Source organism: Alishewanella longhuensis (assembly GCF_014653435.1).
Taxonomy (GTDB): domain Bacteria; phylum Pseudomonadota; class Gammaproteobacteria; order Enterobacterales; family Alteromonadaceae; genus Alishewanella; species Alishewanella longhuensis.
This window is the reverse complement of the sequence record NZ_BNAO01000003.1, coordinates 88,831-112,975: the sequence shown is the minus strand read 5'-3', so window position 1 is coordinate 112,975 and position 24,145 is coordinate 88,831. Positions and strand designations below refer to the sequence as shown.

Below are 24,145 nucleotides of genomic sequence, written 5' to 3'. Positions count from 1 at the left end.
TGAAAAAGTGGAAATTAAAGTACCCGTACTTCCAGAATCTGTTGCAGATGCAACCATCGCCACCTGGCACGTAAAAACCGGTGAAGCCGTAAGCCGTGATCAGGTATTAGTAGATATTGAAACTGATAAAGTGGTGCTTGAAGTTGTAGCACAAGCTGACGGTGTAATGGGCGAGATCATCCATGACACGGGCGCCACTGTTACCGCTGAAGAAGTTATCGGTAAGATGGAAGCTGGTGGCACGCCAACAGCGAAAGCTGAAGCACCAAAAGGCGAGCCAGCTGCCGCTGCTCCTGCTGCTACGGAAGAAAGTGATGACGTTTTAAGTCCGTCAGTGCGCCGGTTAATTGCCGAAAAAGGTTTAGATGCCAGCAAGATTAAAGGTAGCGGTAAAAATGGCCGTGTGACCAAAGAAGACGTAGAGAAATTCTTAGCAGCTGCGCCTGCTAAAGCTGCAACGCCAGTTGCTGCTGCCCCAGCGGCAGTGGCCGGTGATCGTAGTCAGAAACGTGTGCCTATGACGCGTCTGCGTAAAACCATCGCGAACCGTTTGTTAGAAGCGAAAAATTCAACGGCCATGTTAACGACCTTTAACGAAGTTAACATGAAGCCAATTATGGACTTGCGCAAGCAGTATCAGGACGTGTTTGAGAAGCGTCATGGTATCCGTTTAGGCTTTATGTCGTTCTACGTGAAAGCGGTAACTGAAGCCTTAAAGCGCTTCCCAGAAGTGAATGCGGCTATTGATGGCGATGATATTGTTTATCATAACTATTTTGACGTGAGCATTGCGGTATCTACGCCACGTGGTTTGGTAACACCAGTACTGCGTGATTGCGATAAGATGAATCTGGCTGAAATTGAAAAAGCCATCAAAGATTTAGCGCTGAAAGGCCGTGACGGTAAATTGTCAATGGACGATTTAACTGGCGGTAACTTCACTATCACTAACGGTGGCGTTTTTGGTTCACTGATGTCTACGCCTATTATCAATCCACCACAATCAGCAATTTTGGGTATGCACAAAATCCAGGACCGCGTCATGGTTGTGGATGGCAAGATGGAAATTCTGCCGATGATGTACTTAGCACTGTCTTATGATCACCGTATCATTGATGGTAAAGAGTCTGTAGGCTTCCTGGTAACCATTAAAGAGTTACTGGAAGATCCAACACGTATTCTGCTGGACATCTAAGCGTTAGCAAACTAGAAACGTAGCGTTAAAGCGCCACGTTTCTAAATATCACTGGTTGGTAAAGTTATATCCAAGCCAGTTAGGGCGCAGTTTGGCTGTCGCGTTAACTGGAAAGGGTATACCAGTAGCAATCAAAACTGTGGCTGTACACTGTTGCAGCCTTTAATTTCAAATGAACGGAAAATAGCCATGAATTTGCACGAGTATCAGGGTAAACAACTGTTTGCCCAATATGGTTTGCCTGTATCCAAAGGCATCGCTGCAGCCACTGTAGAAGAAGCAGTAGCCGCAGCCGATCAGATCGGCGGCGACATGTTTGTTGTTAAAGCTCAGGTTCACGCTGGTGGCCGCGGTAAAGCGGGCGGTGTGAAACTGGTTAAGAGCAAAGAAGACATTCGCGCTTTCGCAGAAAAATGGCTGGGTAAAAACCTGGTAACTTACCAAACAGACGAAAAAGGTCAGCCAGTAAGTCGTATTCTGGTTGAGCCTTGCACTGATATTGCTAAAGAGCTGTATTTAGGTGCGGTAGTAGACCGTTCTTCACGTCGTATCGTGTTTATGGCCTCTACTGAAGGTGGTGTGGAAATTGAAACCGTAGCCCACGAAACACCAGAGAAAATTTTAAAAGCCGCTATCGATCCCTTGGTTGGCGCTCAGCCATTCCAAGGCCGTGAGTTAGCATTCAAGCTGGGCTTAGAAGGCAAGCAAGTTAACCAGTTCGTAAAAATCTTTATGGGCTTGGCAAAACTGTTCCAGGAAAAAGATTTAGCCTTATTGGAAGTTAACCCACTGGTTATCACCCCAGCTGGCGATCTGCACTGTTTAGATGCCAAGTTAGTGATCGATGGTAATGCGTTATACCGTCACCCAGATTTAAAAGCCATGCAAGATCCATCACAAGAAGATCCGCGTGAAGCGCATGCCGCGTCATGGGAACTGAACTATGTTGCTTTAGGTGGCGACATCGGTTGTATGGTTAACGGTGCGGGTTTAGCTATGGGTACTATGGACATCGTCAAATTACACGGTGGCCAACCTGCTAACTTCCTGGACGTTGGCGGCGGCGCAACGAAAGAGCGCGTGGTTGAAGCGTTTAAAATTATCCTGTCTGACACTGCGGTTAAGGCTGTATTTATCAATATTTTCGGCGGTATCGTACGTTGCGATATGATCGCAGAAGGCGTAATTGGTGCGGTGAAAGAAGTTGGCGTTAAAGTACCTGTCGTTGTACGTTTACAAGGTAACAACGCTGAACTGGGCGCAAAAGTATTGCAAGAGAGCGGCCTGAACATTATTGCTGATACCGATCTGACTGGCGCAGCCAAGCAAGTCGTTGCAGCAGCGGCCAAGGCATAAGGGGTAAGCAATGAGCGTTTTAATTAACAAAGATACCAAAGTAATTTGTCAGGGTTTCACTGGTGCCCAGGGTACTTTCCACTCTGAGCAAGCTATTGCTTACGGTACTAAGATGGTTGGCGGTGTCACGCCAGGTAAAGGCGGCCAAACGCATTTAGGTCTGCCAGTATTCAACACGGTAAAAGAAGCTGTAGAAGCGACTGGTGCTGAAGCGTCAGTAATCTACGTACCAGCTGCCTTTTGTAAAGATTCTATCTTAGAAGCGGCTAACGGTGGTATTAAACTGATCGTATGTATCACTGAAGGTATCCCAACCTTAGATATGTTAGATGCCAAAGTTAAATGTGACGAATTAGGCGTACGCTTAATTGGCCCTAACTGCCCAGGCGTGATCACACCAGGCGAATGTAAAATTGGTATTATGCCAGGTCACATTCACAAACCAGGTAAAGTCGGTATCGTATCTCGTTCAGGCACCCTGACTTATGAAGCTGTTAAGCAGACTACTGACTACGGTTTTGGGCAGTCTACTTGTGTTGGTATCGGTGGCGACCCAATCCCAGGTTCTAACTTTATCGATATCCTGAAGTTATTCCAGGACGATCCACAAACTGAAGCGATCGTCATGATCGGTGAAATCGGTGGTTCTGCAGAAGAAGAAGCGGCTGCTTATATCAAGCAACACGTAACTAAGCCTGTAGTATCTTACATCGCTGGTGTCACTGCACCTGCTGGTAAGCGTATGGGCCATGCCGGCGCTATTATCTCTGGTGGTAAAGGTACTGCCGATGAGAAATTCGCTGCGCTAGAAGATGCTGGCGTGAAAACTGTGAAAAGTTTAGCTGATATCGGTAAAGCACTGAAGGAAATTACCGGTTGGTAATTTTTCTGAAGCTAAGAAACCGCCTTCTGGCGGTTTTTTTTTGCCTATTATTAACGAATCTTGTGTTTAGGGGTTGATTTTTACACTCATCTCTCTAACATGAAAATAGGCAATTAAGGCTATATTCAGTTTTAAAAATGCCAATCAAATAATAATTACCAGGGAAATCTCTATGAAAACCACTTTTCCACTATCGAGGAAGAACCCGCTGGCACTTGCTGTCAGTTGTGTGCTTGCAGGCTCACTATTTAATGTCAGTGCTCAAGAAGTTGACGAAACAGAAAAAGTTGAAGAAAAAGCTGAAAGAATTCAAGTAATTGGTAGTCGTATTCGGACTGACGGTTTAGATCAAGCCACACCAGTAGAAATTATTAATGCCAGCGTTGCGGCCAGCCAAGGTATTAATAATTTAGGTGAACTATTACGTAACTCTACCGTAGCGGCGGGTTCTAACCAAATTACTGCTGCGGCCTCAACAGCCTTTGTTACAGAAGGTGGTGTGGGTTCTGAGAGCATTTCATTGCGTGGTTTGGGTGCCAATCGTACCTTAGTTCTGTTGAATGGCCGTCGCGCAGGTCCAGCAGGTACGCGGGGACAAGTTGCCTCTTTCGATCCGAACGTCTTACCCTTGTCAGCTATTGATCGAATAGAAATTCTGAAAGACGGTGCTTCTTCACTTTATGGTTCTGACGCAGTTGCAGGTGTTATTAACATCATTACTAAGAAAGGTGATGAAAGTACCTTAAACTTTAATACGTCTCAACCTACCGAAAATGGTGGTGAAAATTACCAGTTAAACGGTACCTATGGTCAAACCTTTGGTCGGGGTTCTTTCCGGTTAGTGGGTGACTATAAGGTTCAAAAAGAACTTGCTCAGGGACAACGTAGTTTTTTCAATTGTGCTGAGCGTTATATTTTCAATCCAACTACGGGCGAACGTGCAGATCCTATCGATCCTCGTACTGGCAAATATCATTGTAACGATTTGTTGTGGGGTCATGTTTGGCTCTACGATTATCAAGGTGCTGGTGGTAACGTACCTGTAGGTTCTAAAGCGCAATTTGATTATGATGGCAACTTAGGCCAGTTTATCCCGGGTTTTGCTGTAGATCCTAATGATCCAGACTTTATGGTAACCCCACCAGGCTGGTTCCCTGTTGCTTACGATCGGTTGTCTGATTCTGTAACTAACGCAGATCACCCTTTCCAAGATTTAGAAACACTGATTCCAAAAAATGAATTAGTTACCTTATATGCCCAAGGTGACTACGAGTTAACAGACAATACTAGCGTTTACGGCGAAGTTTTATTAAACCGTCGTACTACGACGTCTAATGGCTATCGTCAGTTCTGGAGCTACAAATATAACGAAGACTTTTTTGGTGGTGATCCATTAAGCGCAGGTTGGACCGGTGCTCAATGGTTAAGTCCTACTGCTATTACTGATCATTCTGGTGATAAAATTACCGTTGATTATCGTCGCTTTGTTGTTGGTTTGACAGGTGACATTGGCGATTGGTACTGGGATTTAGCTTATCAGAATAGTTATAGTAGTGGTGATTATAAAACTAAGCTAATCTACGATGATGCTATATCTCCATATAACTTCGCATCTGGTTCTTGCGTTGGGACCAACACCCCTGTGCGCGGTGTTCCTTGTATCGATGTGCCTTGGTTAGATCCTCAGTTCTTAGCCGGTAATATCTCTCCTCAAGTTAGAGCATTCTTATTTGGTGAGCAGACAGGTAATACCGTTTATAAACAGAACTCAATCGAAGGCTTTATTTCTGGTGATTTATTTGAGTTACCTGCCGGGAATGTCGGTTCTGCATTTGGTTTCCAGATGCAAGAAGATTCAATCAATGATGTTCCTGGTCCGGAAACTTTAAATGGTAACGCTTGGGGTCAAACCTCGGCCGGTATCACTGCAGGTAAGCATAATAGCAAGGCTGTTTTCTCTGAGTTACAAATCCCACTTATTCGCAGTATGCCGCTGATTGAGTCACTTGATTTAACAGTGTCTGGTCGCTGGACAGATGTTTCATCTTACGGCAGCGACAGTACTTACAAAGCGGGTTTAAACTGGAACATTGCCAATGGTTTCCGTGTTAGAGCTTCGCGTGGTACGTCTTTCCGTTCACCGGCACTGTTCGAGTTATATCTGAATAACCAAACCAGTTTTGTGGCACAACGTAACATCGATCCTTGTATAAACTGGGGCCCAGGTTTGGCCGCTGGCACGACGAGTGAGAAAGTTGCTAATAACTGTGCCGCAGATGGTATCCCAGCTAACTTTGGCGGTGGTGCTATTACTGCAACAGTCACAACGGGTGGTGGCGCAGGTCAGTTAGGTGCAGAAACTTCGGTATCGGAAACGGTTGGTTTAGTCTGGTTACCAGATTTTACTGATCACCGTTTTAGTGCCTCTGTTGATTACTTTGATATTCAAATCACCGGTGAAGTAACTAGCTTAACTGCCGGTCAGATTGTTGGTAACTGTTATAATTCTGAGACCTTTGCAACTGAACCTTTATGTAGTCAGTTCGAGCGCGACCCAACAGACTTACGGATTACGGATGTTCGCGGTGGTTATCTGAATATCGCAACTCAGGTTAACCGTGGTTTAGATTTTACTGTTAACTATGGCACAGATACGCCAATTGGTCGTTTCTCAGCCACTTATCAGCATACAAGACAGCTAGAGGCGTCACGTCAGTTGTTTGCTACCAGTGATCCAATTGATCGTACAGGTGAATTTGGTAGTCCAAAAGACGTTGGTAATCTGATGGTTGGCTTAACGTACGAAGATTGGACATTTAACTGGAATGCGCGTTATGTTGGTTCAGTGTCTAACTATGAGCGTTATGGCCAGGGCACCTATCGTGATACAGGTTCTTACCGTGGCGACCCAGTAAAACTCGTTTTACATTCTGATGCGGTTATCTACCATGCGTTTTCAGTTACCAAGGAGTTTACTACAACAGGTCTGGATGTAACCTTTGGTGTTGCCAACGCCTTTGATAAAGAACCACCAAAGGTGAGTGCTATCGGTGGCGTTACACGTTTAGGAACTTCAGCGTTTTACAGTCAGTATGATTGGTTAGGACGTCGTATGTTTATGAACGTTTCTTACAGTTTCTAAATGCTAGGTTTTTGTAGTTGAATGTAAATGCCGACTGTCGTCGGCATTTTTTTGTTGAGTTAATTTGTGGAGCCGTCAGTCTACTGTTGGTTGTCTGGTTCCTACTATCTGGAAGTGGCACTCATGCCTACCGTTTTTGCTAAACCTGATACATTGAATGAGATAAATCACCAGTTTGAGCAATCTCCGCTGCAGCAGCCTGTATTCTTGAATTCAGTTCCAAAATGCGGAACTCATTTGCTTCGAAATATTTTCAGAATGTTTGTACCAGTCGCGCAACAGTATCATCAAGCTTTTGTGCAAATCCCAAATTTAAGGCATTGTTTGCCTGCTTTTAATCCAAAGCAACCGATGCTGAGTTGGGGACACCTATTATTTTCTGACGATTCAGCGTTGGCCACTCAATCGGCAGTTCATTATGTTATTGTTCGTGATCCCTATGATTGGGTGTTAGCGCGAGCTCGTTTTTTCTTATCTGACACTTTCCAGGGACAAATGGATCATCTTAAAGGTGGTAGGGTGAGCATAGAGGAGATGCTGAATATGATGATATTTGGCATTTATCAAAAAGCGCCCACGCTAAACGAAATATATACACATAACTCAATCGCTTGGTTAGGTACGGGTATTAAATTAGTGCGTTTTGAAGATGTTATTAAGCATTTAAAAATACTAAATACGCCAGCCGCTGAACGCTATTTTACCGATTTATTGCAGCCGGTTCTCAAAGATGGTGTGTTACCTGATGATTGGCGCAAACGTCTTGAAGTAGGTTCTGATCGCAAGCAAAGCGGCACTTATCGAGAAAACTTGGTAGGGCTAACTAGCGAGTTACCCGACGAACTGCCTGATATACAAAAGCGTTTGGTGGAGTATGCAGCTCCTGGTTTAAGACATATGCTGGGTTATTACTAGGGGTATAAAGATGAACATGCCTAAAGTGTTGATAGTGGGTGGTGGATCAGCTGGTTGGATGACCGCAGCCTATCTTAACGGTGCTTTGAACAAAGGCGGTATATCGCCGCGGGTGCAGATCCAGTTAATTGAATCGCCAGATATTCCAAGGATTTCAGTAGGAGAGGCGACAATTCCCTCAATGCGGCATTTACTGGCGGTCATTGGTGTTGACGAGTTAGAATTTATGCGTGCTACGGATGCGACTTTCAAACAATCGATCAAATATACCAATTGGGTACACAATAACAACTCTTTTTATCATCACCCGTTTAGCAGTATGCGTACCCAACCTTTAGATCACTTGGCGGATGAATGGTTACGCAGTGATCGTAGTATTCCATTTATGGAAACTTGCTCGGCGCAACCTTTGATTTGTGAAATGGGCTTAGCACCTAAAATGCTTGGTGCTTGGGATATGGGGCCACCGTTAAACTATGCCTATCACATGAATGCGCAGAAGTTTGCTGATTACCTGCGCGATTTTTCAGTGGCGCGAGGCGTTACACATACCTTAGCCAATATGACTGATGTGGAGATGGACTCAGCAGAGCATATTGCTGCTGTTTTAACTTCACAAGGTGAGCGCATTACGGCAGATCTTTTTGTTGATTGTACTGGTTTTAGTGCGAAACTAATAGAACAGAAGATGGGGGTAGGTTTTGAGGATTGCTCGCAGTGGTTGTTATGCGATAGAGCTATTACCATGCACATTCCCTACGATCACTTCTATCCGGGCATGATAAGGCCCTACACTACAGCGACAGCATTATCCAACGGTTGGATTTGGGATATTCCAATGCAAAATCAGCGTTCTGTCGGTTATGTTCATAGTAGTGCTTTTATCGATATTGATGCTGCTGAACGTGAGATGAGAGCGTATCAAGGTGCTGGCTGCGAGCACCTACCACATCGTATCGTTAACTTTAAAGTAGGACGTCGTAAGCAGAATTGGCAAGGTAACTGTGTTGCCATTGGTTTATCTGGTGGTTTTATTGAACCATTGGAGTCAACCGGTCTTTATTTAAGCGATCTAGGTGCTGTAGTGTTAGCAGAGCATTTTCCGTTTAATAAGGCTGATATGCCGGTTTTAGCTAGCCGCTATAATCGAATCTTGTCTAACCGATTTTATGAAATTCTCGACTTTATTAATATGCATTATTGCATGACAAAGCGCACTGATACTGCGTTTTGGCGTGAAGTACAGAAGCCGGAGCGTATTACCGATAGATTGCAGGCCAAATTGGCTTTTTGGAAAATTAAGCCGCCTAGTGCGCATGATTTCCAAGATCAGTGGTTTGCAGGGATGAATGCGCTCGGGACCAGTGAAGGTTTTAGCGATATGCGTGCAGCGGTTGATACCGGAGGATTATGGAATCACGAGAGCTATCAATGTATCCTTTATGGTATGGATTACTTGAAAGACGAGATGCTTGATCGATACGGCCCGTCACTGCCACCAACACAAATACACCGCGCTATTCTGCAACGTGTACAAATGGCAAAAAACAAGTTGCCCCCTCATGCGATTTGGTTAGAAAAAGTGCTTGGTAAACAGCAATATGTGACAGCATCTAAACCTGCAGGATGGGTTTGAATCACCAGTCAGACTGGAACAGCTGAAAACACCTTAGGTAGCAGGTTGCTCTTTGCCTGCTATCTAATAAAAGATAGACGATTTTAAAAACTTAGCGTTCGATGCTCACAGACGCTGGTCAGCGTTGCTTCTGCTGTTATAATGCCGCTAATTGTTCGTTTCCCGTTATTAAAAAAGGACACTCATTACTATGTCGGACGTTACGCCACGCCCAACAAATTTTATTCGGCAAATTATCGATGCCGATTTAGCCAGTGCTAAGCACAACACCGTGCAAACCCGTTTTCCGCCGGAACCTAATGGCTATTTGCACATTGGCCATGCTAAATCGATTTGTTTAAATTTTGGCATAGCGCAGGATTACCAGGGCCAGTGTAACTTACGGTTTGATGATACCAACCCGGAAAAAGAAAACGTTGAGTTTGTTGAGTCTATTCAGCGAGACGTAAAATGGCTAGGTTTTCAGTGGTCAGGTGCAGTCCGTTATTCATCGGATTACTTTGAGCAGTTGTATGGTTATGCGGTTGAGCTAATTAACAAGGGTTTAGCCTATGTCTGTTTCTTAAATGCCGAACAAATGCGCGAGTACCGTGGCAATTTAACGCAGCCAGGTAAGCCTAGCCCATACCGTGATACTAGCCCAGCAGAGAATTTAGCGCTGTTTGAAAAGATGCGAGCAGGCGGTTTTAAAGAAGGCGAGTGTTCGCTGCGCGCCAAGATTGATATGGCGTCCAGCTTTATGTGTATGCGCGATCCGGTGATTTACCGGGTGAAGTTTGCCCACCATCATCAAACCGGTGATAGCTGGTGCATTTACCCGATGTACGACTTTACCCATTGTATTTCCGACGCGCTGGAAGGTATTACTCATTCGCTTTGTACGCTGGAGTTCCAGGATAACCGCCGTTTATACGATTGGATTTTAGACAATATCACTATTGCCTGTCATCCGCAGCAAATTGAATTCTCGCGTCTTAATTTAGAATATGCGGTGATGAGTAAGCGTAAATTGCAAACCTTAGTCGAGCAGCAAGTCGTCAGTGGCTGGGACGATCCGCGGATGCCAACCATTGCTGGTTTACGTCGTCGTGGTTACACGCCTGCCGCTATTCGTGAGTTTGCGAAGCGCATTGGTGTAACCAAGCAAGACAACGTGATCGAAATGAGCGCACTGGAAGCCTGTATTCGCGAAGATTTAGATGCCGCAGCTCCTCGCGCTATGGCCGTGCTGGATCCGATAAAAGTCACCATTACCAATTATCCGGAAGATAAATTGGAATGGTTAAGTGCTCCTAATCATCCAAAAGAAGATATGGGTGAGCGACAATTGCCTTTTGGCCGCACTGTGTATATTGATCGTGCCGATTTCCGTGAAGAGGCCAATAAAAAATATAAGCGCTTAGTGCTTGGTGGTGATGTGCGTTTGCGTAATGCTTATGTTATTCATGCTGACGAAGTGATTAAAGACGAGCAGGGCCAGGTGCTGGAACTTAAATGCTCTTACTTGCCTGAAACACTGGGTGAAAACCCGGCAGACGGCCGCAAGGTCCGCGGCGTTATTCATTGGGTAGAGCAAACTCAGGCGTTGCCAGCAGAGTTTCGGGTATACGACAGGCTATTTAGTGTGGCTAATCCGGCAGCAGAAGATGACTTTATGACAACGATTAATCCGCAGTCATTAGTTGTTAAGCACGGTTTTGCCGAGCCATCTTTACAGCAGGCAGTGGCAGAAAAAGCTTATCAGTTTGAACGTGAAGGCTACTATTGCGCTGACAATAAAGACTCAACTGCGGCGGCCTTGGTGTTTAATCGCACGGTAGGGCTGCGTGATGTTTGGGGCAAGGAAGAAGAGTAATTTTGCGGTACCTTTAGGTTTGGCAAAGGTTCTTTGTTGCAGTTAGAAAAAAGCCGGGTGTGATAAGCCCGGTTTTTTACTTTTATGCGGCTACTATTTTTTTAGTAACATACCAACACCGACGATAGCGGCGATGGCACCACCCACTAAAAACCAGATGGCGTTGTCAGTGGGGTTACCAGTAACCATTTCGGTAACCTGAGAAGCGGTAGAGTTGTACTCGGTATAACCGAAATACAGCAAAATTGCGCCCGCTACCAGTAGTGCTAATCCAATTATTTTATTCATGTTATTCTCCTGTGGTGTGAACCGCTGTAGCATAGCGTTAACTATTGCCGTCGTGGTTAGGTATAGCACAGATTAGCCTGCGGAACTGAATCTGTGTTGAATAACAGCAAAGTATTGAGGTGAGTGAAATGGAGATTTTTTGGGCGGTACTGTTTTTTGCGTTTTCAACCACCATCACGCCAGGCCCTAATAATGTGATGATTATGTCTTCCGGGGTTAACTATGGCATTAAAGCCAGCCTGCCGCATTGGTTGGGGATTTGTTTAGGTTTTCCATTAATGGTGTTGGTGGTTGGGCTGGGTTTTGGTGTGGTTTTCGATCGTTATCCGCATCTGCATCAACTGATTAAAGTACTGGGTACCGCTTATTTGTTGTATTTGGCGTATAAAATCGCCAGTGCTAAACCCGAACATATCGCAACCGGTAAAAGTAAAGCCTTAACTTTTTGGCAAGCAGCATTATTTCAGTGGGTTAATGGCAAGGCCTGGGTAATGGCCTCCGGTGCCATGGCAGCCTTTACTACAGTAGCGGGTGTATACTGGTTAGAAGTGTCTGCTATTACCCTGGCGTTTTTACTGGTTGCTTTTCCCTGTGTTGGTATTTGGTTGTTGTTCGGTGCCGTATTGAAAAAGGTATTAAATAACGCCGTAGCACAGCGCATTTTTAATCTGCTGATGGGGCTTATTTTGTTGTTATCGGTAGTTCCGGTACTCCTAGAACTGTGGCACTATTATTTTAGTGCGGTATAGATGATAAGCTCGTTATATGGTTAACAGCAAAAGGCTATGTACTTATCTAAATGAATGGCAGCGAAGAAAAAATTTTATTAGAGCATGAAGCCGCCAGAGTTTTTATGCGGCTTTATGAGCAGCGCTATCAAGTGAAGATGCGGCATATCTGGCACAATGAACCTGCCAGGCCAGATGTTTCTTGCTATTACGCCGATCAAAAGCTTGATTTAGAAATTGCCCACCTGTACGGCAGCGAAGTGGAGGCGATGCATATTTTAGGGCGCGAGCTAAGTGCACAAACCCACAAAGAATTACTGTCTCTGTTGCGGGTGCCGGTTGAACAAAGAATGCTAGCCGCGCTTAATCGCATTATTTGTAATAAAGCAGAAAAAAGCTATGACAGTGAGCGGGTTTGGTTAGTGATCCGCAATGCCAACCCGCTGTGGCGGCGCCATGATATGTTAACTCATTGCAATAAACTTCATATGCCGAAACAGCATCCTTTTGAGCAAATCTGGGTGATAGGTGATATGCAGGGCTTATCGGGTATTTTACCCTTATATCCGCTTAATTTACTGCAACGAGAAACCTCAGAATGTTGAAGTTATATCGTAAGCTGGCGCAGCGGCTTAATCCTTTTCGTCGGCTGTTTGCGTTGCTGGCCTTTGGTGTAACGGCAAGTTTTGCTATCGTATTACTCTGGGGGAGCCAAGTAACGAGTGAGCAATGGTTGCTGCCTTTACTGGTCACCTTAATTTTCCTACTTTGTCTGCTCTTAATGGTGTCCTTATTTTCAGCAGAGGTAAAACAGCAAACCGGGCGGATAAAACGTTTTTTTTATTGGCTTTGGCAGTGGATCCTTTGCCTGTTGCTGACCGCATTGCTGTTGCTTTGGTTTTTCCTGTTTCTCCGCGCGTTCTCCGCTATAATTCGCCAACTTTGGTAAGATTAAACGACTTTTATGCAGCATAAGCCGCAACATTGGGATATTTTTTGTGCCGTGGTGGATAATTTCGGCGATATAGGCATTTGCTGGCGGTTAAGCCGGCAACTGGTGGCTGAGCACGGTATCGCAGTGCGGTTATGGGTGGACGATTTACACAGTTTCCAGCGCTTATGCGATGAGGTAGAGCCATTATCAGCAACACAACAAATTTGCGGTGTTGAGGTGCGACATTGGCACGGAGCTATCGACTGGTCATGCATTGTGCCAGCCACAGTGGTGATAGAGGCCTTGGCTTGTCATATTCCGCTGGCGTATCAGCAGCAGATGGCGGCAATGCAAATAAAGCCGTTGTGGCTCAATGTCGAATATTTATCGGCTGAAGATTGGGTAGAGGAGTGCCACGGTATGGCCTCACCACAGCCTCAGCTCGCGTTAACGAAATACTTTTTTTTCCCGGGCTTTACTGAAAAAACCGGCGGCCTGTTACGTGAGCAACACTTATTGCCTGCTTTAGCCGCCTTTGCACAAGATAGACAAGCCCAGCAACAGTTTTGGCAGCAACTCGATCTGGCTAATGCTTTATCTTTTGACCGGCGGGTTTCGTTATTTGCCTATTCACACCAATACTTAGAAACACTGCTAGCCTGTTGGCAACAGGCGGCAGAAAGCACGCTTTGCATTGTTCCCAGCGGCAACTTAGCAGAGCAAGTGCAGCAACTACTACCAGGATTAGCCTTAGGTCAGTGTGCGACCTTTGGTGCCCTTACTATAAAGATTGTGCCGTTTTTAGCGCAACCCGACTACGATTTGCTATTAACAGCCTGTGATATTAATTTTGTGCGTGGTGAAGACTCGATAATAAGAGCGCACTGGGCAGGTAAGCCTTTTATCTGGCAAATCTACCGGCAGGACGAGCAGGCGCACTTATTAAAATTACAGGCTTTCCTGAAACGCTACACCAGCGATTGCTCCGAAGTGCTTGTTGCGGCCATAACGGATTTTCACGCTGCCTGGAATTCAGAACAGCCTTTGACGGCCAGTTGGTTACAATTAGAGGCGTTGCTAACAGAACTACAGGCTAAAAACCTGTTATGGCGCAATAAGTTAGAAAGCCATGGAGATCTTGCTAGCAACCTCGTGCGTTTTGTTGAAAAAAAAATTATAATATAGCGCAATTTTTCCTAACAAGAAGATATTCTCAAATGATGAAGACAGCTCAAGAAGTCCGCGCCGGCCAAGTAATTATGGTTGGTACTGAAGCAATGGTAGTGTTAAAAGCCGAATTTAACAAATCTGGCCGTAACTCTGCAGTAGTAAAAATGAAAATGAAAAACCTGCTTAACGGTCAGGGCATGGAAACGGTATACCGTGCTGATGACAAATTTGAGCAAGTTATGCTGGAAACTAAAGAAGTAACTTATTCTTACTTTGCCGATCCTATGTATGTTTTTATGGATAGCGAATATAACCAGTTCGAAATTGAAGCCGAGTCAATGGGCGAAGCACTGAAGTATTTAGTTGATGGTATGGAGTGTTCAGTTGTGTTCTATAACGACCGTCCAATCTCTGTTGATCTGCCAACTATCGTAGTGCGCACTGTAACTTACACTGAACCTGCTGCACGTGGTGATACCTCAGGTAAAGTGATGAAGCCAGCGAAAATTGAAACAGGTTATGAGTTGATGGTACCTGCCTTCGTTGAAGAGGGTGACCGTATCGAAATCGACACCCGCACCGATGAGTACCGTAGCCGCGCTAAATAAGCGCAAGCTAATCGAAAAAGGCGCGCTAGCGCCTTTTTTACTGACCTCGTTTTTCTTACCGCTTTTTGGAAACCTTCATGACAAATAACGATATTTTACGCCGCATTCGCTACATTCTGGATTTTAATAACAGTAATATGGCAGCAACCTTTGCGTTAGGCGGATTAGTGGCAAGTCGTGAGCAATTAATTGGTTGGCTGAGCAAAGAAGAAGAGGCTGATTTTTTAGCGTTAACCGATAGCGAACTTGCGCAATTTCTTAACGGTTTAATCATTAGCAAACGTGGCCAGAAAGAGGGTGAGCAACCCGTGGTTGAAAGCCGTCTAAATAATAATATTATTTTGCGTAAACTTAAAATTGCCTTTACCCTGCGCGATGAAGACTTTATTGAGTTATTGCAGTTGGCTGGATTTCGTCTTGGTAAAGCCGAGCTAAGTGCCTTCTTTCGCAAGCCAGATCATCCGCACTACCGGCAGTGCCAGGCGCAGGTGTTGCGTAATGTATTAAAAGGGCTGCAACTTAAGCTAAAACCTTAGGTTGGTATATAAGCTGGGCGCTTAGCGGCTTTGTTGCAACATATCGTCAATAGTGATCTCAGCATGGCTTTTCTTCAGCTGGGCCAAATAGAGCAGGGCACAGCCGTAGGCGTCTTCCAATGCATGGTGTTGGGCGCTCACCGGCAGTTTATAGCGTGCTAAACAGTTAGGTAAGCGCAGCGCATCTTTTTTCATCACTATGCCTTGTTTTTGCATTCTGTACCATTCAATGTTTAGGGTGTCGATAAAGTACATTTTCGGCACCTTGCCAAAGTAACGTTGAAAAGCCAGCTCTAAAAAGGCCCGGTCAAGGCGACAATGATGGGCAATAAAATAGTAGCCGCTAAATTCCTGTAGTAATAGTTGCAGCACGTCACTTAACTCACTGGCATCTTTTAAGTCTTTGTCGTGTACACCATGATAAATAGCACTTTGGCCAACACTTACTGGCGGTTTAATTAAAAAATGCCGCGCTTGCTTTAATTGAATTTGCTGCTCAATAATAGGCACCCAACCTATACTGACAATATGATCTTGCCTGGCGTGCAAACCCGTTGTTTCAAGATCAAGGGCTAGATAGCGGCAGCTGCGCGCTGCTGTTGTCGACGCCGGTAACTCAGCAGCGTTAAAGCGTTTGACATCATCATATAAAGCAGGTTTTTTTCTAAGCCAAGCTAGCATGCTGTTTACTCTTTATACTTCTTTACAGAAACGGTGTTTGATAGAGGACTGTGCATTATTAATCACCGCAAAGCTATCTTTTAGCTGATGCCGCTGTAAGCCCGACAGAATCGCAGGGTCCAGTAGGTTACTGGCATCATGCCCTTGATTAAGATCATGTAGATGCTTATCCCAACGTAAATGCGCCAGGACATCAAAGGCATCAGACAGATTCTGGGCTTCTTTGCTATCTAGGGCACCCAACAGCGCTAACTGCTGTAAGCGTTGCCGGGTATTAACTTCATGCACACCATTGGCTAGCGCATAGATACGAACAATATCGGTGATTAAGCTAATACCGCGTTTTTTTAAATCTATACCTTTTTTCTGTTTGCCATCGTGCTCCAGAATAAAGTTACGTAAGAAACTCAATGGGGCAGTGCGTTGCAACGCACTTTGCGCTAAATGAAACAGAAATAGCGCATTATTGGTACGAGCCAAAATATCTTGTTGCAGTGCATTAAATAAGCCTTTTGAGCCTTCAACAGCCCGCATATCAAAAAAAATACTGGCCTTTAAAATCGCTTCTGGCGTTGGTGAGGCGATCCATTTAGCAAATTTACCTGACCAGCCTTTTAGGCTTAATCGCAGCTCTGGGTTAGAGGCCATAATATTACCGGGGCAAAGGGTGATACCGCAGCGGGCTAACCCTTGGCAAACAAAGTCTGCAAGCTTTTCAAAGTAGTCGGCGATGTCGGCAGTCGGCTCTCGCTCCAGCAACAAGGCATTATCCTGATCGGCATTAATGCTTTGGTCCATTCTGGCTTGCGAGCCAAAACAAAGCCACGTAAAGACGCAGGGCGCAGGGCCAAGCTCTTGTTGTGCCAGTTTAATCAGCCGTTGAGTTAGTGCATCAGTAATAGTGGTAATAATGTGGCCTGCTTCATGCGCCGGCACCTGCTGTTTACCCAGGACCTGAGCTAAATTATTAATTTGCAGGCTACATTGCTCTAAGCCATCAATACTGGTTTGGCGATGGATCTCACCAATTAAATATACCGGATGATCTTGCTGTGACCGAATGATATCTGTTGCCGTAATCATACTAAAGCTGATGTCTTTATCTAGTACCGGTAAATGATGGATATTAAACCGGCTCATCAACTGTACAGCTTCAAACAAATAAGCATGCTTATCAATAGTATGTGGTTTGGGAGTCATTACCTGATGTACGGGGGTGGCGGCAGGTAAATCGGCCGCTAGCACGCGGGTGCGTAAATCGCGGTCGGTTAGGATGCCAATCAAACGGTCATTTTTTTCTACTAATAATGAAGACACACGTTTGTCAGTCATTAACTGGGCAGCCTGTTGCACTGTGTGTTCACCACTTATGGCTATTTTGCGTGCTTGCACAATATCCGACACCTTTAGCGTGAAGCGGGAGCCTTGCTGTTCTTTGTATTGATGTAAACGGCGGCCGAACAGCCGCTGAAAAAAAATATCAATATTTTTGTACTGATAGCGTAGTTGATGAAACTCAGCGGCCGGTAACCAATAAATTAAACCGTCTTCTTCGCAAACCAGTTTATCTGCGTCGGCTAAGCCGGTAAGTAATAACTGATAACCGTAAAAATCACCTTCTTCTAGTTTGGTCAGTAGTTGTTGTTTATCACTGTAGAGTGCATAAATGCCCGTACGAACAATGAGCAAGCGCTCTTTTGTAATGTCTAACGCTTCACCTTCCTGGCAATAATAAACGCTAAATTGTAGCGCCGTCTCCGCCAACTGTGCTGAACTCAATTGATCGAAGGGGATGGTCTGCGCTAAAAATTTACTGACTTCGCTGACTTCCATAATTAATCCTTGCTCTTACTCAATCCTGTTCTGGCAAAGTAACTGCAATAGCTGATCATCTGCTGCCAGTTTATGCCAACCCGAAGTAATGGTCGCACCAGGTGGCGGTATGACGAGCTCCGCCGTAAAGTCAGCTCGGGCTTGTTGCTGACAATGGATCACTTGAGGGACCCGTCTGGCACTCATTCTGCGCTCAAAAAAATACAGATCGACTAATACCAGCGCAGAGTTCTGCTGATTGGCAGCCGCATTTCTAACATCTGCTGCAATAAAACGCATCGTTTGTGGATACAGATAACTCCAGGGACGCCAGCCAGAACTTTCTTTGGCGGTGCGAACAACTTCAACACCCTGTGGTAGTAAACTGCGCTGGTGATTAAACCAATTGTATTCAGAGTAAATTTGGAAGCCGAGCATACCTGCCCCGGCAAAGACCGGAATGATCCAGTTGGGAAGCTTTTTCAGTGTTAAGGCGCGCAGCAGCAACGCAATACCAGCAGCACCTAAACCAGCAGACAGAGTAGCAATTAATTCCCAAAACATAATGTCTTCCTAAAAATTCGGGCTTTCAGTTGAAAGCCCGAGTGTACTTCAGTTCAATAACCTTACCTAGAGTTCAGTCGCTAGCGGTTGATTAGTGATCAACAGCTGCACCTGCACCTTTCGGGTAACGAACACTTTCCACCAGCTCCTGGATAGCTTTTGGCGGTGGTGCTGTTACAGAAGAGACTGCAAAGGCAACAATAAAGTTAATCATGGCACCCACAGCACCGAACGATAGTGGTGAAATGCCAAGTATCCAGTTGTCCGCAGTGTTCGGTAACATATTAGTACCAGGGATAAAGAACCAGCCCAGGTACGTAAAGATATACAGCAAGGTAACCACTAAGCCTGTTAACATACCGGCAATAGCGCCGTAGCTGTTAACTCGCTTAGAGAAAATGCCCATCATCAACGCCGGGAACAGGGTAGCTGCTGCAATACCAAAGGCTAGCGCGACCACTTGTGCGGCGAACCCGGGCGGGTTAAGCCCCAGATAGGTCGCTAACAAGATTGCACCTGCCATTGAGATCCTGGCGGCTAACATTTCACCTTTCTCACTGATTTGTGGGTTGATAATGTTTTTAATTAAGTCATGGCTGATAGCAGAAGATATGGCCAACAATAAGCCTGCGGCGGTAGATAACGCGGCGGCAATACCACCAGCGGCAATTAAACCAACCACCCAACCTGGTAAGTTAGCAATCTCAGGGTTTGCCAGTACCAGAATATCATTATTAACGGTTAATTCATTACCGGCCCAGCCGCGTTCTTCTGCTGTAGCAGCGAAAGCAGGGGAGTCGTTATATAGTTGAATACGACCGTCATTGTTTTTATCTGTCCAGGTGATTAAGCCTGTTTGTTCCCAGGTTTTAATCCAGTCTGGACGTTCTGCATAATCCAGTGCTGCTGCCGTAGGGCCATCAGGATAAATGGTGGTTAACAGGTTTAAACGTGCCATAGAAGCTACAGCAGGTGCAGTTAAGTACAGTAAAGCGATAAAAACTAAGGTCCAGCCAGCAGACCAGCGCGCATCTGCAACTTTAGGTACGGTGAAGAAACGAATAATAACGTGTGGTAAACCTGCTGTACCAATCATTAATGATAGGGTAAAGAGTACCATATTTAGTTTGTTGCTCACATCGGCGGTGTAATCTTGGAAGCCTAATTCACGGACGATTTCGTTAAGCTTAACTAACAGCGGCACACCAGATTCCGTATGGGTGCTGAACATCCCAAACATAGGGATAGGGTTGTTAGTCAGTTGTAATGAGATAAACACTGCAGGGATGGTATAAGCGATTATTAACACTACATATTGCGCAACCTGAGTATAGGTAATACCTTTCATACCACCGAATACGGCATAAACAAACACTACGCCAGCGGCAATCCAGATCCCTGTAGAAGAGCTAACTTCCAGGAAGCGGGAGAAAGCCACACCGGCACCCGTCATCTGGCCGATTACATAGGTAACAGACATGATGATTAAGCAGGCTACCGCGGTAATACGGGCACCCTTGCTGTAAAAACGGTCGCCAATAAAATCGGGTACAGTAAATTTACCAAATTTACGCAGGTACGGGGCTAATAGCATGGCCAGCAAAACATAACCGCCGGTCCACCCCATCAGAAAAGAAGAATTAGCATAACCGCCGGCAGCCAATAAGCCTGCCATTGAAATAAATGACGCTGCTGACATCCAGTCAGCAGCGGTAGCCATACCGTTAGTGATAGGGTTTACACCGCCACCAGCAACGTAGAATTCCTTGGTTGAGCCAGCACGGGCCCAAATAGCGATACCGATGTAGAGTGCAAAGGATGCACCAACAAACAGCAAGTTTATTGCAAATTGACTCATGCCAATTACTCCTCTACACCAAATTCTTTATCTAACTTATTCATCTTCCAAGCGTAAATGAAGATGATAGCGATAAAGGTGATTATTGAACCTTGCTGCGCGAACCAAAAACCGAGGTCAGTACCGCCAACTTCAATGCCTGCCAGCATAGGTCGGAGCAAGATTGCGAAGCCATAAGATACCAATGCCCAGACAATCAGGCTTATCGTTATGTAGCGCAGGTTAGCGCTCCAATATGCGGCGGCATTCATGTTATGATCTGCCATAGTTGTGTCTCCTTTAGTTTATTTTATTATCGAGCAATCTTAATCTAGCAGTCGCTAGCCAAGGCGCTAGCCCGACTTTAGTCGAAGGTGATTAGGCGAACATTGACATAAGCGCCCACTAGACCCACAGTTAGCTTAAAAAAGAACATGGAGAACCCTGTGACTGCTTGGACCGTAGCCCTATTGGCGCTTTTATATGTAGGTGGTTTGTTCTGGATCGCGAACTGGGGTGAACGTCATGCCGATGATAGGCTTATACGAAAGTATGGGGGGCTAATATATAGCTTAGCCTTAGCCGTATACTGTACTTCCTGGACTTATTATGGCGCAGTGGGCACGGCAGTGACCCGCGGCTGGGATTATATGGCCATTTATCTTGGGCCTATTTTATTATTTATCTTCGCCCAGCCGTTCTTATTTAAGCTGCTTTATGTCTCAAAAAAGCAAAACGTGACTTCAATAGCCGACTTTATCTCGGCGCGTTACGGTAAGCGACGTAATATTGCGACCTTCGCAGCGATTATTTGTTTAATTGTGGTGGTACCTTATATTTCATTGCAGTTAAAAGCGGTTGCCGGCTCTTATCAGGTGTTATTAGGCGGGGCCTTTGATGACAGTATGGTGCCTTGGTATCAAGACAGCGCCTTGCTAAGTGCGGTTGCTATGGCGTTTTTTGCTATTTTGTTCGGTACCCGTAAGTTGCATCTTACTGAGCAAAATCGCGGTGTAATGGTAGCTATTGCCTTTGAATCTGTTGTGAAATTATTCGCTTTACTTACACTGTCTATTGCTGTTTATGTGTTTATTCTGGACAGTGATCAGTCGGCGATTCGGGCTTTTACCGAACACTCCACTTTGCAGCAAGAAAAACTCAGTACTCCCGGTATCGTTGAGTTTATAACAAAAACCATCTTAGCGATGGTGGCGGTATTTTTGTTACCCCGGCAATTCCATGTTGCCTTTGTCGAGAACGTTTCACACAATCATTTACGTCATGCCAGGCGCTGGTTTTCTGGCTACCTGCTAATTGTCACGCTGGTGGTGATCCCAATTGCGGTAGCGGGGATGCAATTGTTCCCAGCGTTACTTAATCAAGCCGATAGTTTTGTGCTGCTTATTCCTTCCAGCATGAATTGGAATATCCTCAGTATTATTGTCTTTATTGGTGGTTTTTCAGCCGCAACCTCGATGATCATCATCGCTACGCTGGCGCTGGCGACCATGATCAGTAACGACGTAGTCATGCCAGGCTTATTAAAATCGACCAAGCAAAAAGGCATGTCGCATGATTTTAGCTTGCTGATTTTACTCGTGCGCCGCACCATGATAGTAGTGGTTATGGCATTGTCTTATTTGTACTACAGCATTTTTGCCCGTAATTACGAGCTGGCCGAAACCGGGCTGTTGGCGTTTGCGCTGACTATTCAATTGGTGCCGGCGGTTATTGGTGGTCTATACTGGCGTCGTGGTAATGCTTATGGCGTTTATGCTGGTTTAACGGTGGGGCTGGTTTTATGGTTCTACACCTTAATGCTACCGCAATTGGTCAACGCAGGGGTGCTCAATAGCGATATTATGCAAGGTGGCCCATTTGGGATTAGTTGGCTATTACCCACGGCGATGTTTGGGCTCCAGCTAGACTCGTTAAGCCATGGTGTCCTGCTATCGTTAGGATTTAACATCGTTTGTTATATCGTTTTTTCGTTATTCACTAACGTTAACCTTTCCGACAGATTGCAAGCAGTAGCCTTTGTTAAACCTAATTTACCCATAAGCCACAAAGATACTCCAGCTCGGCGTATTCGTATTCATAATAGCGATTTGAAAACCTTACTAGAGCGTTTTGTCGGCGCACCGCGTGCGACAGAATGTTTAGCGGAATTTGGCCGTAAACAACAACAAAGCATCCAGCTAGATGATTTACCCAGTGTCGGCTTAGTTGAACACGTAGAGCGGGAACTCGCCGGTGTGATTGGTGCCTCTTCTGCCTCGGCGATGGTCAATGCGGTCTTAGAGGGCAGGCAGCTGGCCTTTGAAGATGTGGTAACGCTATTTGATGATACCACTCAGGCTATCCAGTTTTCGCGTAAGATCCTGTTCTCAACGCTGGAGCATCTTAGTCAGGGCGTAAGTGTAGTAGATCGTGAGTTAAATTTAGTCGCCTGGAATAAAGCTTATCTGGAGATGTTTAATTATCCCGAGGGGATGATTAGAGTCGGTCGGCCGGTGGCAGATATCGTGCGCTTAAATGCAGAACGGGGTTTATGTGGTCCGGGCGATCCAGATGAACATGTGGATAAGCGTACCTCACACATGAAAAATGGCACTGCCCATGTGTTTCAGCGAGTAAGGCCAGATGGCAGAGTGATTGAAATGCGTGGCAACCCAATCCCAGGTGGTGGCTTTGTGACCAGCTTTACCGATATTTCTGATCACGTTAAAGCGGTACAGGGTTTGGCAGAAGCAAAACAGCATTTGGAAGATCGGGTGCAAGAGCGCACGCAAACGATTTCGGAGATGAATCAGGAACTGCTGGCAGAAGTGGGGCGGCGCAGAGCTACTGAGCAACAACTGTTGCAAGCCAAAGCGGAAGCAGAGGCTGCCAATGCCTCCAAAACCCGCTTTTTGGCCCTGGCTAGCCATGATATTTTACAACCGCTTAATGCTGCCCGCTTATTTACCGCCGCGCTGGCAGGGATTGACGATAAGCAACAACAGCATGCCATTATTAATCAGTTAGATAATTCTTTAAAGGCGTCGGAAGAGCTAATCTCGACGCTGCTGGAAATTGCTAAGCTAGATGATGGCAAGTTGCAACCGAATATCCAAACGGTAGCGTTAAAAGAACTCTTACTGCAATTATCTGACGAGTACAGCTTGGTTGCTGGGCAAAAAGGCCTGGAATTGACGGTGAAAAGCAGTAGCTATCAAGTGCAAACCGACAGTACTTATTTGAGACGTATTCTGCAAAATATGCTTTCTAATGCCATTAAATACACCAATAAAGGTCGTATTTTATTAGGCTGTCGCAAGCGCGGGAATCAGTTATTACTGCAGGTTTGGGATACTGGTCCCGGTATCGCAGAGCCGGATTTACAGCGGATCTTCGAAGATTTTTATCGGATAGACGCCACTGCTAAAGGCCAACAAGGAGTAGGGCTTGGGCTTGGCGTGGTACATCGGATGGCAAAACTATTGGCGCATCCGTTAACGGTTAAGTCTTGGCCGGGTAAAGGCACCATGTTTAGCATCGGCTTACCCTTAGTCAGTGGCCGTCGCCGTCAGGAAGTCCCCCTTACTGCTCCGTTACAACAGCGCCCTTTACCAGGCCTGTCGGTGATCTGTGTTGATGATGATGCCGCCAATTTAGCTGCGTTAAAAGTTTTGCTAGAGCAGTGGCAAATTAGCGAGGTAGAATGCTTTTACGATGATCAGGAGTTATTAAATTATGTGCCTAATCATCCGGCACCCGATGTTATCTTACTGGATTATCAGCTTGGGCAGCAGATTAATGGTTTAGAGTTGTATCGGCAGATTAAGCCGTATTGGGGAGAGGTTAAGGGCATATTAGTATCCGCTTCACCGCAAGCCGATCTAGCTGCACTGGCCAAAGCCGAGGGCTTAATGTTTTTAGCAAAACCTATTAAGCCAGGCGCCCTGCGAGCAACCTTAAATCACTTCAAAATGTTAAAACGGGCAGGTCATTAAACAAAAGCAG

General features: G+C 45.4%; 19 protein-coding genes and 1 pseudogene. 14 read left to right on the top strand and 6 right to left on the bottom strand.

Translation table 11 applies throughout. The features are described from left to right. Positions 1-4: 4 nt before the first annotated feature. The 7 genes and pseudogenes from odhB to glnS form a co-directional block, all read left to right on the top strand. Positions 5-1,195 (top strand): annotated as a pseudogene (gene odhB / locus IE163_RS07650) (2-oxoglutarate dehydrogenase complex dihydrolipoyllysine-residue succinyltransferase); the annotation flags it as partial. A 189-nt stretch (positions 1,196-1,384) separates the two neighbouring features. Then, positions 1,385-2,551 carry an ADP-forming succinate--CoA ligase subunit beta gene (gene sucC, locus IE163_RS07645; RefSeq protein WP_189431903.1) on the top strand — a complete coding sequence of 389 codons (1,167 nt, stop codon included), beginning with the start codon at positions 1,385-1,387 and terminating at the stop codon, positions 2,549-2,551. A 10-nt stretch (positions 2,552-2,561) separates the two neighbouring features. Beyond that, positions 2,562-3,434, top strand: coding sequence for a succinate--CoA ligase subunit alpha (gene sucD, locus IE163_RS07640; RefSeq protein ID WP_189431901.1), 873 nt, complete (start codon positions 2,562-2,564; stop codon positions 3,432-3,434). Positions 3,435-3,606: 172 nt separating this feature from the next. Beyond that, on the top strand, positions 3,607-6,576 hold the full coding sequence (locus IE163_RS07635) for a TonB-dependent receptor domain-containing protein (RefSeq protein ID WP_189431899.1): 2,970 nt from the start codon (positions 3,607-3,609) through the stop codon (positions 6,574-6,576). A gap of 123 nt (positions 6,577-6,699) precedes the next feature. Further along, positions 6,700-7,491 carry a hypothetical protein gene (locus IE163_RS07630; protein WP_189431897.1) on the top strand — a complete coding sequence of 264 codons (792 nt, stop codon included), beginning with the start codon at positions 6,700-6,702 and terminating at the stop codon, positions 7,489-7,491. A 10-nt stretch (positions 7,492-7,501) separates the two neighbouring features. Continuing rightward, positions 7,502-9,127, top strand: coding sequence for a tryptophan halogenase family protein (locus IE163_RS07625; RefSeq protein ID WP_189431896.1), 1,626 nt, complete (start codon positions 7,502-7,504; stop codon positions 9,125-9,127). Between the two features lie 190 nt (positions 9,128-9,317). After that, positions 9,318-10,982, top strand: coding sequence for a glutamine--tRNA ligase (glnS, locus tag IE163_RS07620; RefSeq protein ID WP_189431893.1), 1,665 nt, complete (start codon positions 9,318-9,320; stop codon positions 10,980-10,982). Positions 10,983-11,075: 93 nt separating this feature from the next. Here the strand turns inward: glnS and IE163_RS07615 are convergent, their stop codons facing one another. Next, entirely contained in the window at positions 11,076-11,270 is a 195-nt protein-coding gene (locus IE163_RS07615; RefSeq protein ID WP_189431891.1) for a DUF3185 family protein, read from the bottom strand. Positions 11,271-11,398: 128 nt separating this feature from the next. Between IE163_RS07615 and IE163_RS07610 the strand changes: the two genes are divergently transcribed. From IE163_RS07610 to IE163_RS07585, 6 genes are all read left to right on the top strand, one after another. Further along, a complete protein-coding gene (locus IE163_RS07610; protein ID WP_189431889.1) occupies positions 11,399-12,019 on the top strand; it encodes a LysE family translocator in 621 nt (206 codons plus the stop codon). A gap of 50 nt (positions 12,020-12,069) precedes the next feature. Next, a complete protein-coding gene (locus IE163_RS07605; RefSeq protein WP_189431887.1) occupies positions 12,070-12,603 on the top strand; it encodes a hypothetical protein in 534 nt (177 codons plus the stop codon). Continuing rightward, a complete protein-coding gene (locus IE163_RS07600) occupies positions 12,597-12,947 on the top strand; it encodes a hypothetical protein (RefSeq protein WP_189431885.1) in 351 nt (116 codons plus the stop codon). The genes IE163_RS07605 and IE163_RS07600 overlap by 7 nt, the downstream gene beginning before the upstream one ends. Before the next feature lie 15 nt (positions 12,948-12,962). Next, on the top strand, positions 12,963-14,117 hold the full coding sequence (earP, locus tag IE163_RS07595) for an elongation factor P maturation arginine rhamnosyltransferase EarP (protein ID WP_189431884.1): 1,155 nt from the start codon (positions 12,963-12,965) through the stop codon (positions 14,115-14,117). A 35-nt stretch (positions 14,118-14,152) separates the two neighbouring features. Continuing rightward, positions 14,153-14,710: an elongation factor P gene (gene efp / locus IE163_RS07590; RefSeq protein WP_189432388.1), complete on the top strand. Its 558-nt coding sequence runs from the start codon at positions 14,153-14,155 to the stop codon at positions 14,708-14,710. A gap of 77 nt (positions 14,711-14,787) precedes the next feature. Next, positions 14,788-15,246 carry a YehS family protein gene (locus IE163_RS07585; protein ID WP_189431882.1) on the top strand — a complete coding sequence of 153 codons (459 nt, stop codon included), beginning with the start codon at positions 14,788-14,790 and terminating at the stop codon, positions 15,244-15,246. A 21-nt stretch (positions 15,247-15,267) separates the two neighbouring features. Here the strand turns inward: IE163_RS07585 and IE163_RS07580 are convergent, their stop codons facing one another. The 5 genes from IE163_RS07580 to IE163_RS07560 all read right to left on the bottom strand — a co-directional run bounded on the left by IE163_RS07580 (position 15,268) and on the right by IE163_RS07560 (position 20,427). After that, complete coding sequence (locus IE163_RS07580) at positions 15,268-15,927, bottom strand: exonuclease domain-containing protein (RefSeq protein WP_189431880.1); 660 nt, start codon at positions 15,925-15,927, stop codon at positions 15,268-15,270. Positions 15,928-15,939: 12 nt separating this feature from the next. Beyond that, positions 15,940-17,760, bottom strand: coding sequence for a DUF294 nucleotidyltransferase-like domain-containing protein (locus tag IE163_RS07575; protein WP_189431878.1), 1,821 nt, complete (start codon positions 17,758-17,760; stop codon positions 15,940-15,942). A 15-nt stretch (positions 17,761-17,775) separates the two neighbouring features. Then, positions 17,776-18,303 (bottom strand): hypothetical protein, encoded by a 528-nt coding sequence (locus tag IE163_RS07570; protein ID WP_189431877.1) that lies wholly within the window; start codon positions 18,301-18,303, stop codon positions 17,776-17,778. A gap of 91 nt (positions 18,304-18,394) precedes the next feature. Then, positions 18,395-20,161 (bottom strand): sodium:solute symporter family protein, encoded by a 1,767-nt coding sequence (locus IE163_RS07565; protein ID WP_189431874.1) that lies wholly within the window; start codon positions 20,159-20,161, stop codon positions 18,395-18,397. Between the two features lie 5 nt (positions 20,162-20,166). Then, a complete protein-coding gene (locus IE163_RS07560; RefSeq protein WP_189431872.1) occupies positions 20,167-20,427 on the bottom strand; it encodes a DUF4212 domain-containing protein in 261 nt (86 codons plus the stop codon). 159 nt (positions 20,428-20,586) lie between these two features. Here IE163_RS07560 and IE163_RS07555 point away from each other — a divergent pair, with 159 nt between their 5' ends. Then, on the top strand, positions 20,587-24,135 hold the full coding sequence (locus IE163_RS07555; RefSeq protein WP_189431871.1) for a PAS domain-containing hybrid sensor histidine kinase/response regulator: 3,549 nt from the start codon (positions 20,587-20,589) through the stop codon (positions 24,133-24,135). Positions 24,136-24,145 lie beyond the last annotated feature (10 nt).

Bases quoted from the DNA above. Each gene is read 5' to 3' on its own strand.
- sucC (WP_189431903.1), top strand. From the start codon at position 1,385: ATGAATTTGCACGAGTATCAGGGTAAACAACTGTTTGCCCAATATGGT.
- sucD (WP_189431901.1), top strand. From the start codon at position 2,562: ATGAGCGTTTTAATTAACAAAGATACCAAAGTAATTTGTCAGGGTTTC.
- IE163_RS07635 (WP_189431899.1), top strand. From the start codon at position 3,607: ATGAAAACCACTTTTCCACTATCGAGGAAGAACCCGCTGGCACTTGCT.
- IE163_RS07630 (WP_189431897.1), top strand. From the start codon at position 6,700: ATGCCTACCGTTTTTGCTAAACCTGATACATTGAATGAGATAAATCAC.
- IE163_RS07625 (WP_189431896.1), top strand. From the start codon at position 7,502: ATGAACATGCCTAAAGTGTTGATAGTGGGTGGTGGATCAGCTGGTTGG.
- glnS (WP_189431893.1), top strand. From the start codon at position 9,318: ATGTCGGACGTTACGCCACGCCCAACAAATTTTATTCGGCAAATTATC.
- IE163_RS07615 (WP_189431891.1), bottom strand. From the start codon at position 11,270: ATGAATAAAATAATTGGATTAGCACTACTGGTAGCGGGCGCAATTTTG.
- IE163_RS07610 (WP_189431889.1), top strand. From the start codon at position 11,399: ATGGAGATTTTTTGGGCGGTACTGTTTTTTGCGTTTTCAACCACCATC.
- IE163_RS07605 (WP_189431887.1), top strand. From the start codon at position 12,070: ATGAATGGCAGCGAAGAAAAAATTTTATTAGAGCATGAAGCCGCCAGA.
- IE163_RS07600 (WP_189431885.1), top strand. From the start codon at position 12,597: ATGTTGAAGTTATATCGTAAGCTGGCGCAGCGGCTTAATCCTTTTCGT.
- earP (WP_189431884.1), top strand. From the start codon at position 12,963: ATGCAGCATAAGCCGCAACATTGGGATATTTTTTGTGCCGTGGTGGAT.
- efp (WP_189432388.1), top strand. From the start codon at position 14,153: ATGAAGACAGCTCAAGAAGTCCGCGCCGGCCAAGTAATTATGGTTGGT.
- IE163_RS07585 (WP_189431882.1), top strand. From the start codon at position 14,788: ATGACAAATAACGATATTTTACGCCGCATTCGCTACATTCTGGATTTT.
- IE163_RS07580 (WP_189431880.1), bottom strand. From the start codon at position 15,927: ATGCTAGCTTGGCTTAGAAAAAAACCTGCTTTATATGATGATGTCAAA.
- IE163_RS07575 (WP_189431878.1), bottom strand. From the start codon at position 17,760: ATGGAAGTCAGCGAAGTCAGTAAATTTTTAGCGCAGACCATCCCCTTC.
- IE163_RS07570 (WP_189431877.1), bottom strand. From the start codon at position 18,303: ATGTTTTGGGAATTAATTGCTACTCTGTCTGCTGGTTTAGGTGCTGCT.
- IE163_RS07565 (WP_189431874.1), bottom strand. From the start codon at position 20,161: ATGAGTCAATTTGCAATAAACTTGCTGTTTGTTGGTGCATCCTTTGCA.
- IE163_RS07560 (WP_189431872.1), bottom strand. From the start codon at position 20,427: ATGGCAGATCATAACATGAATGCCGCCGCATATTGGAGCGCTAACCTG.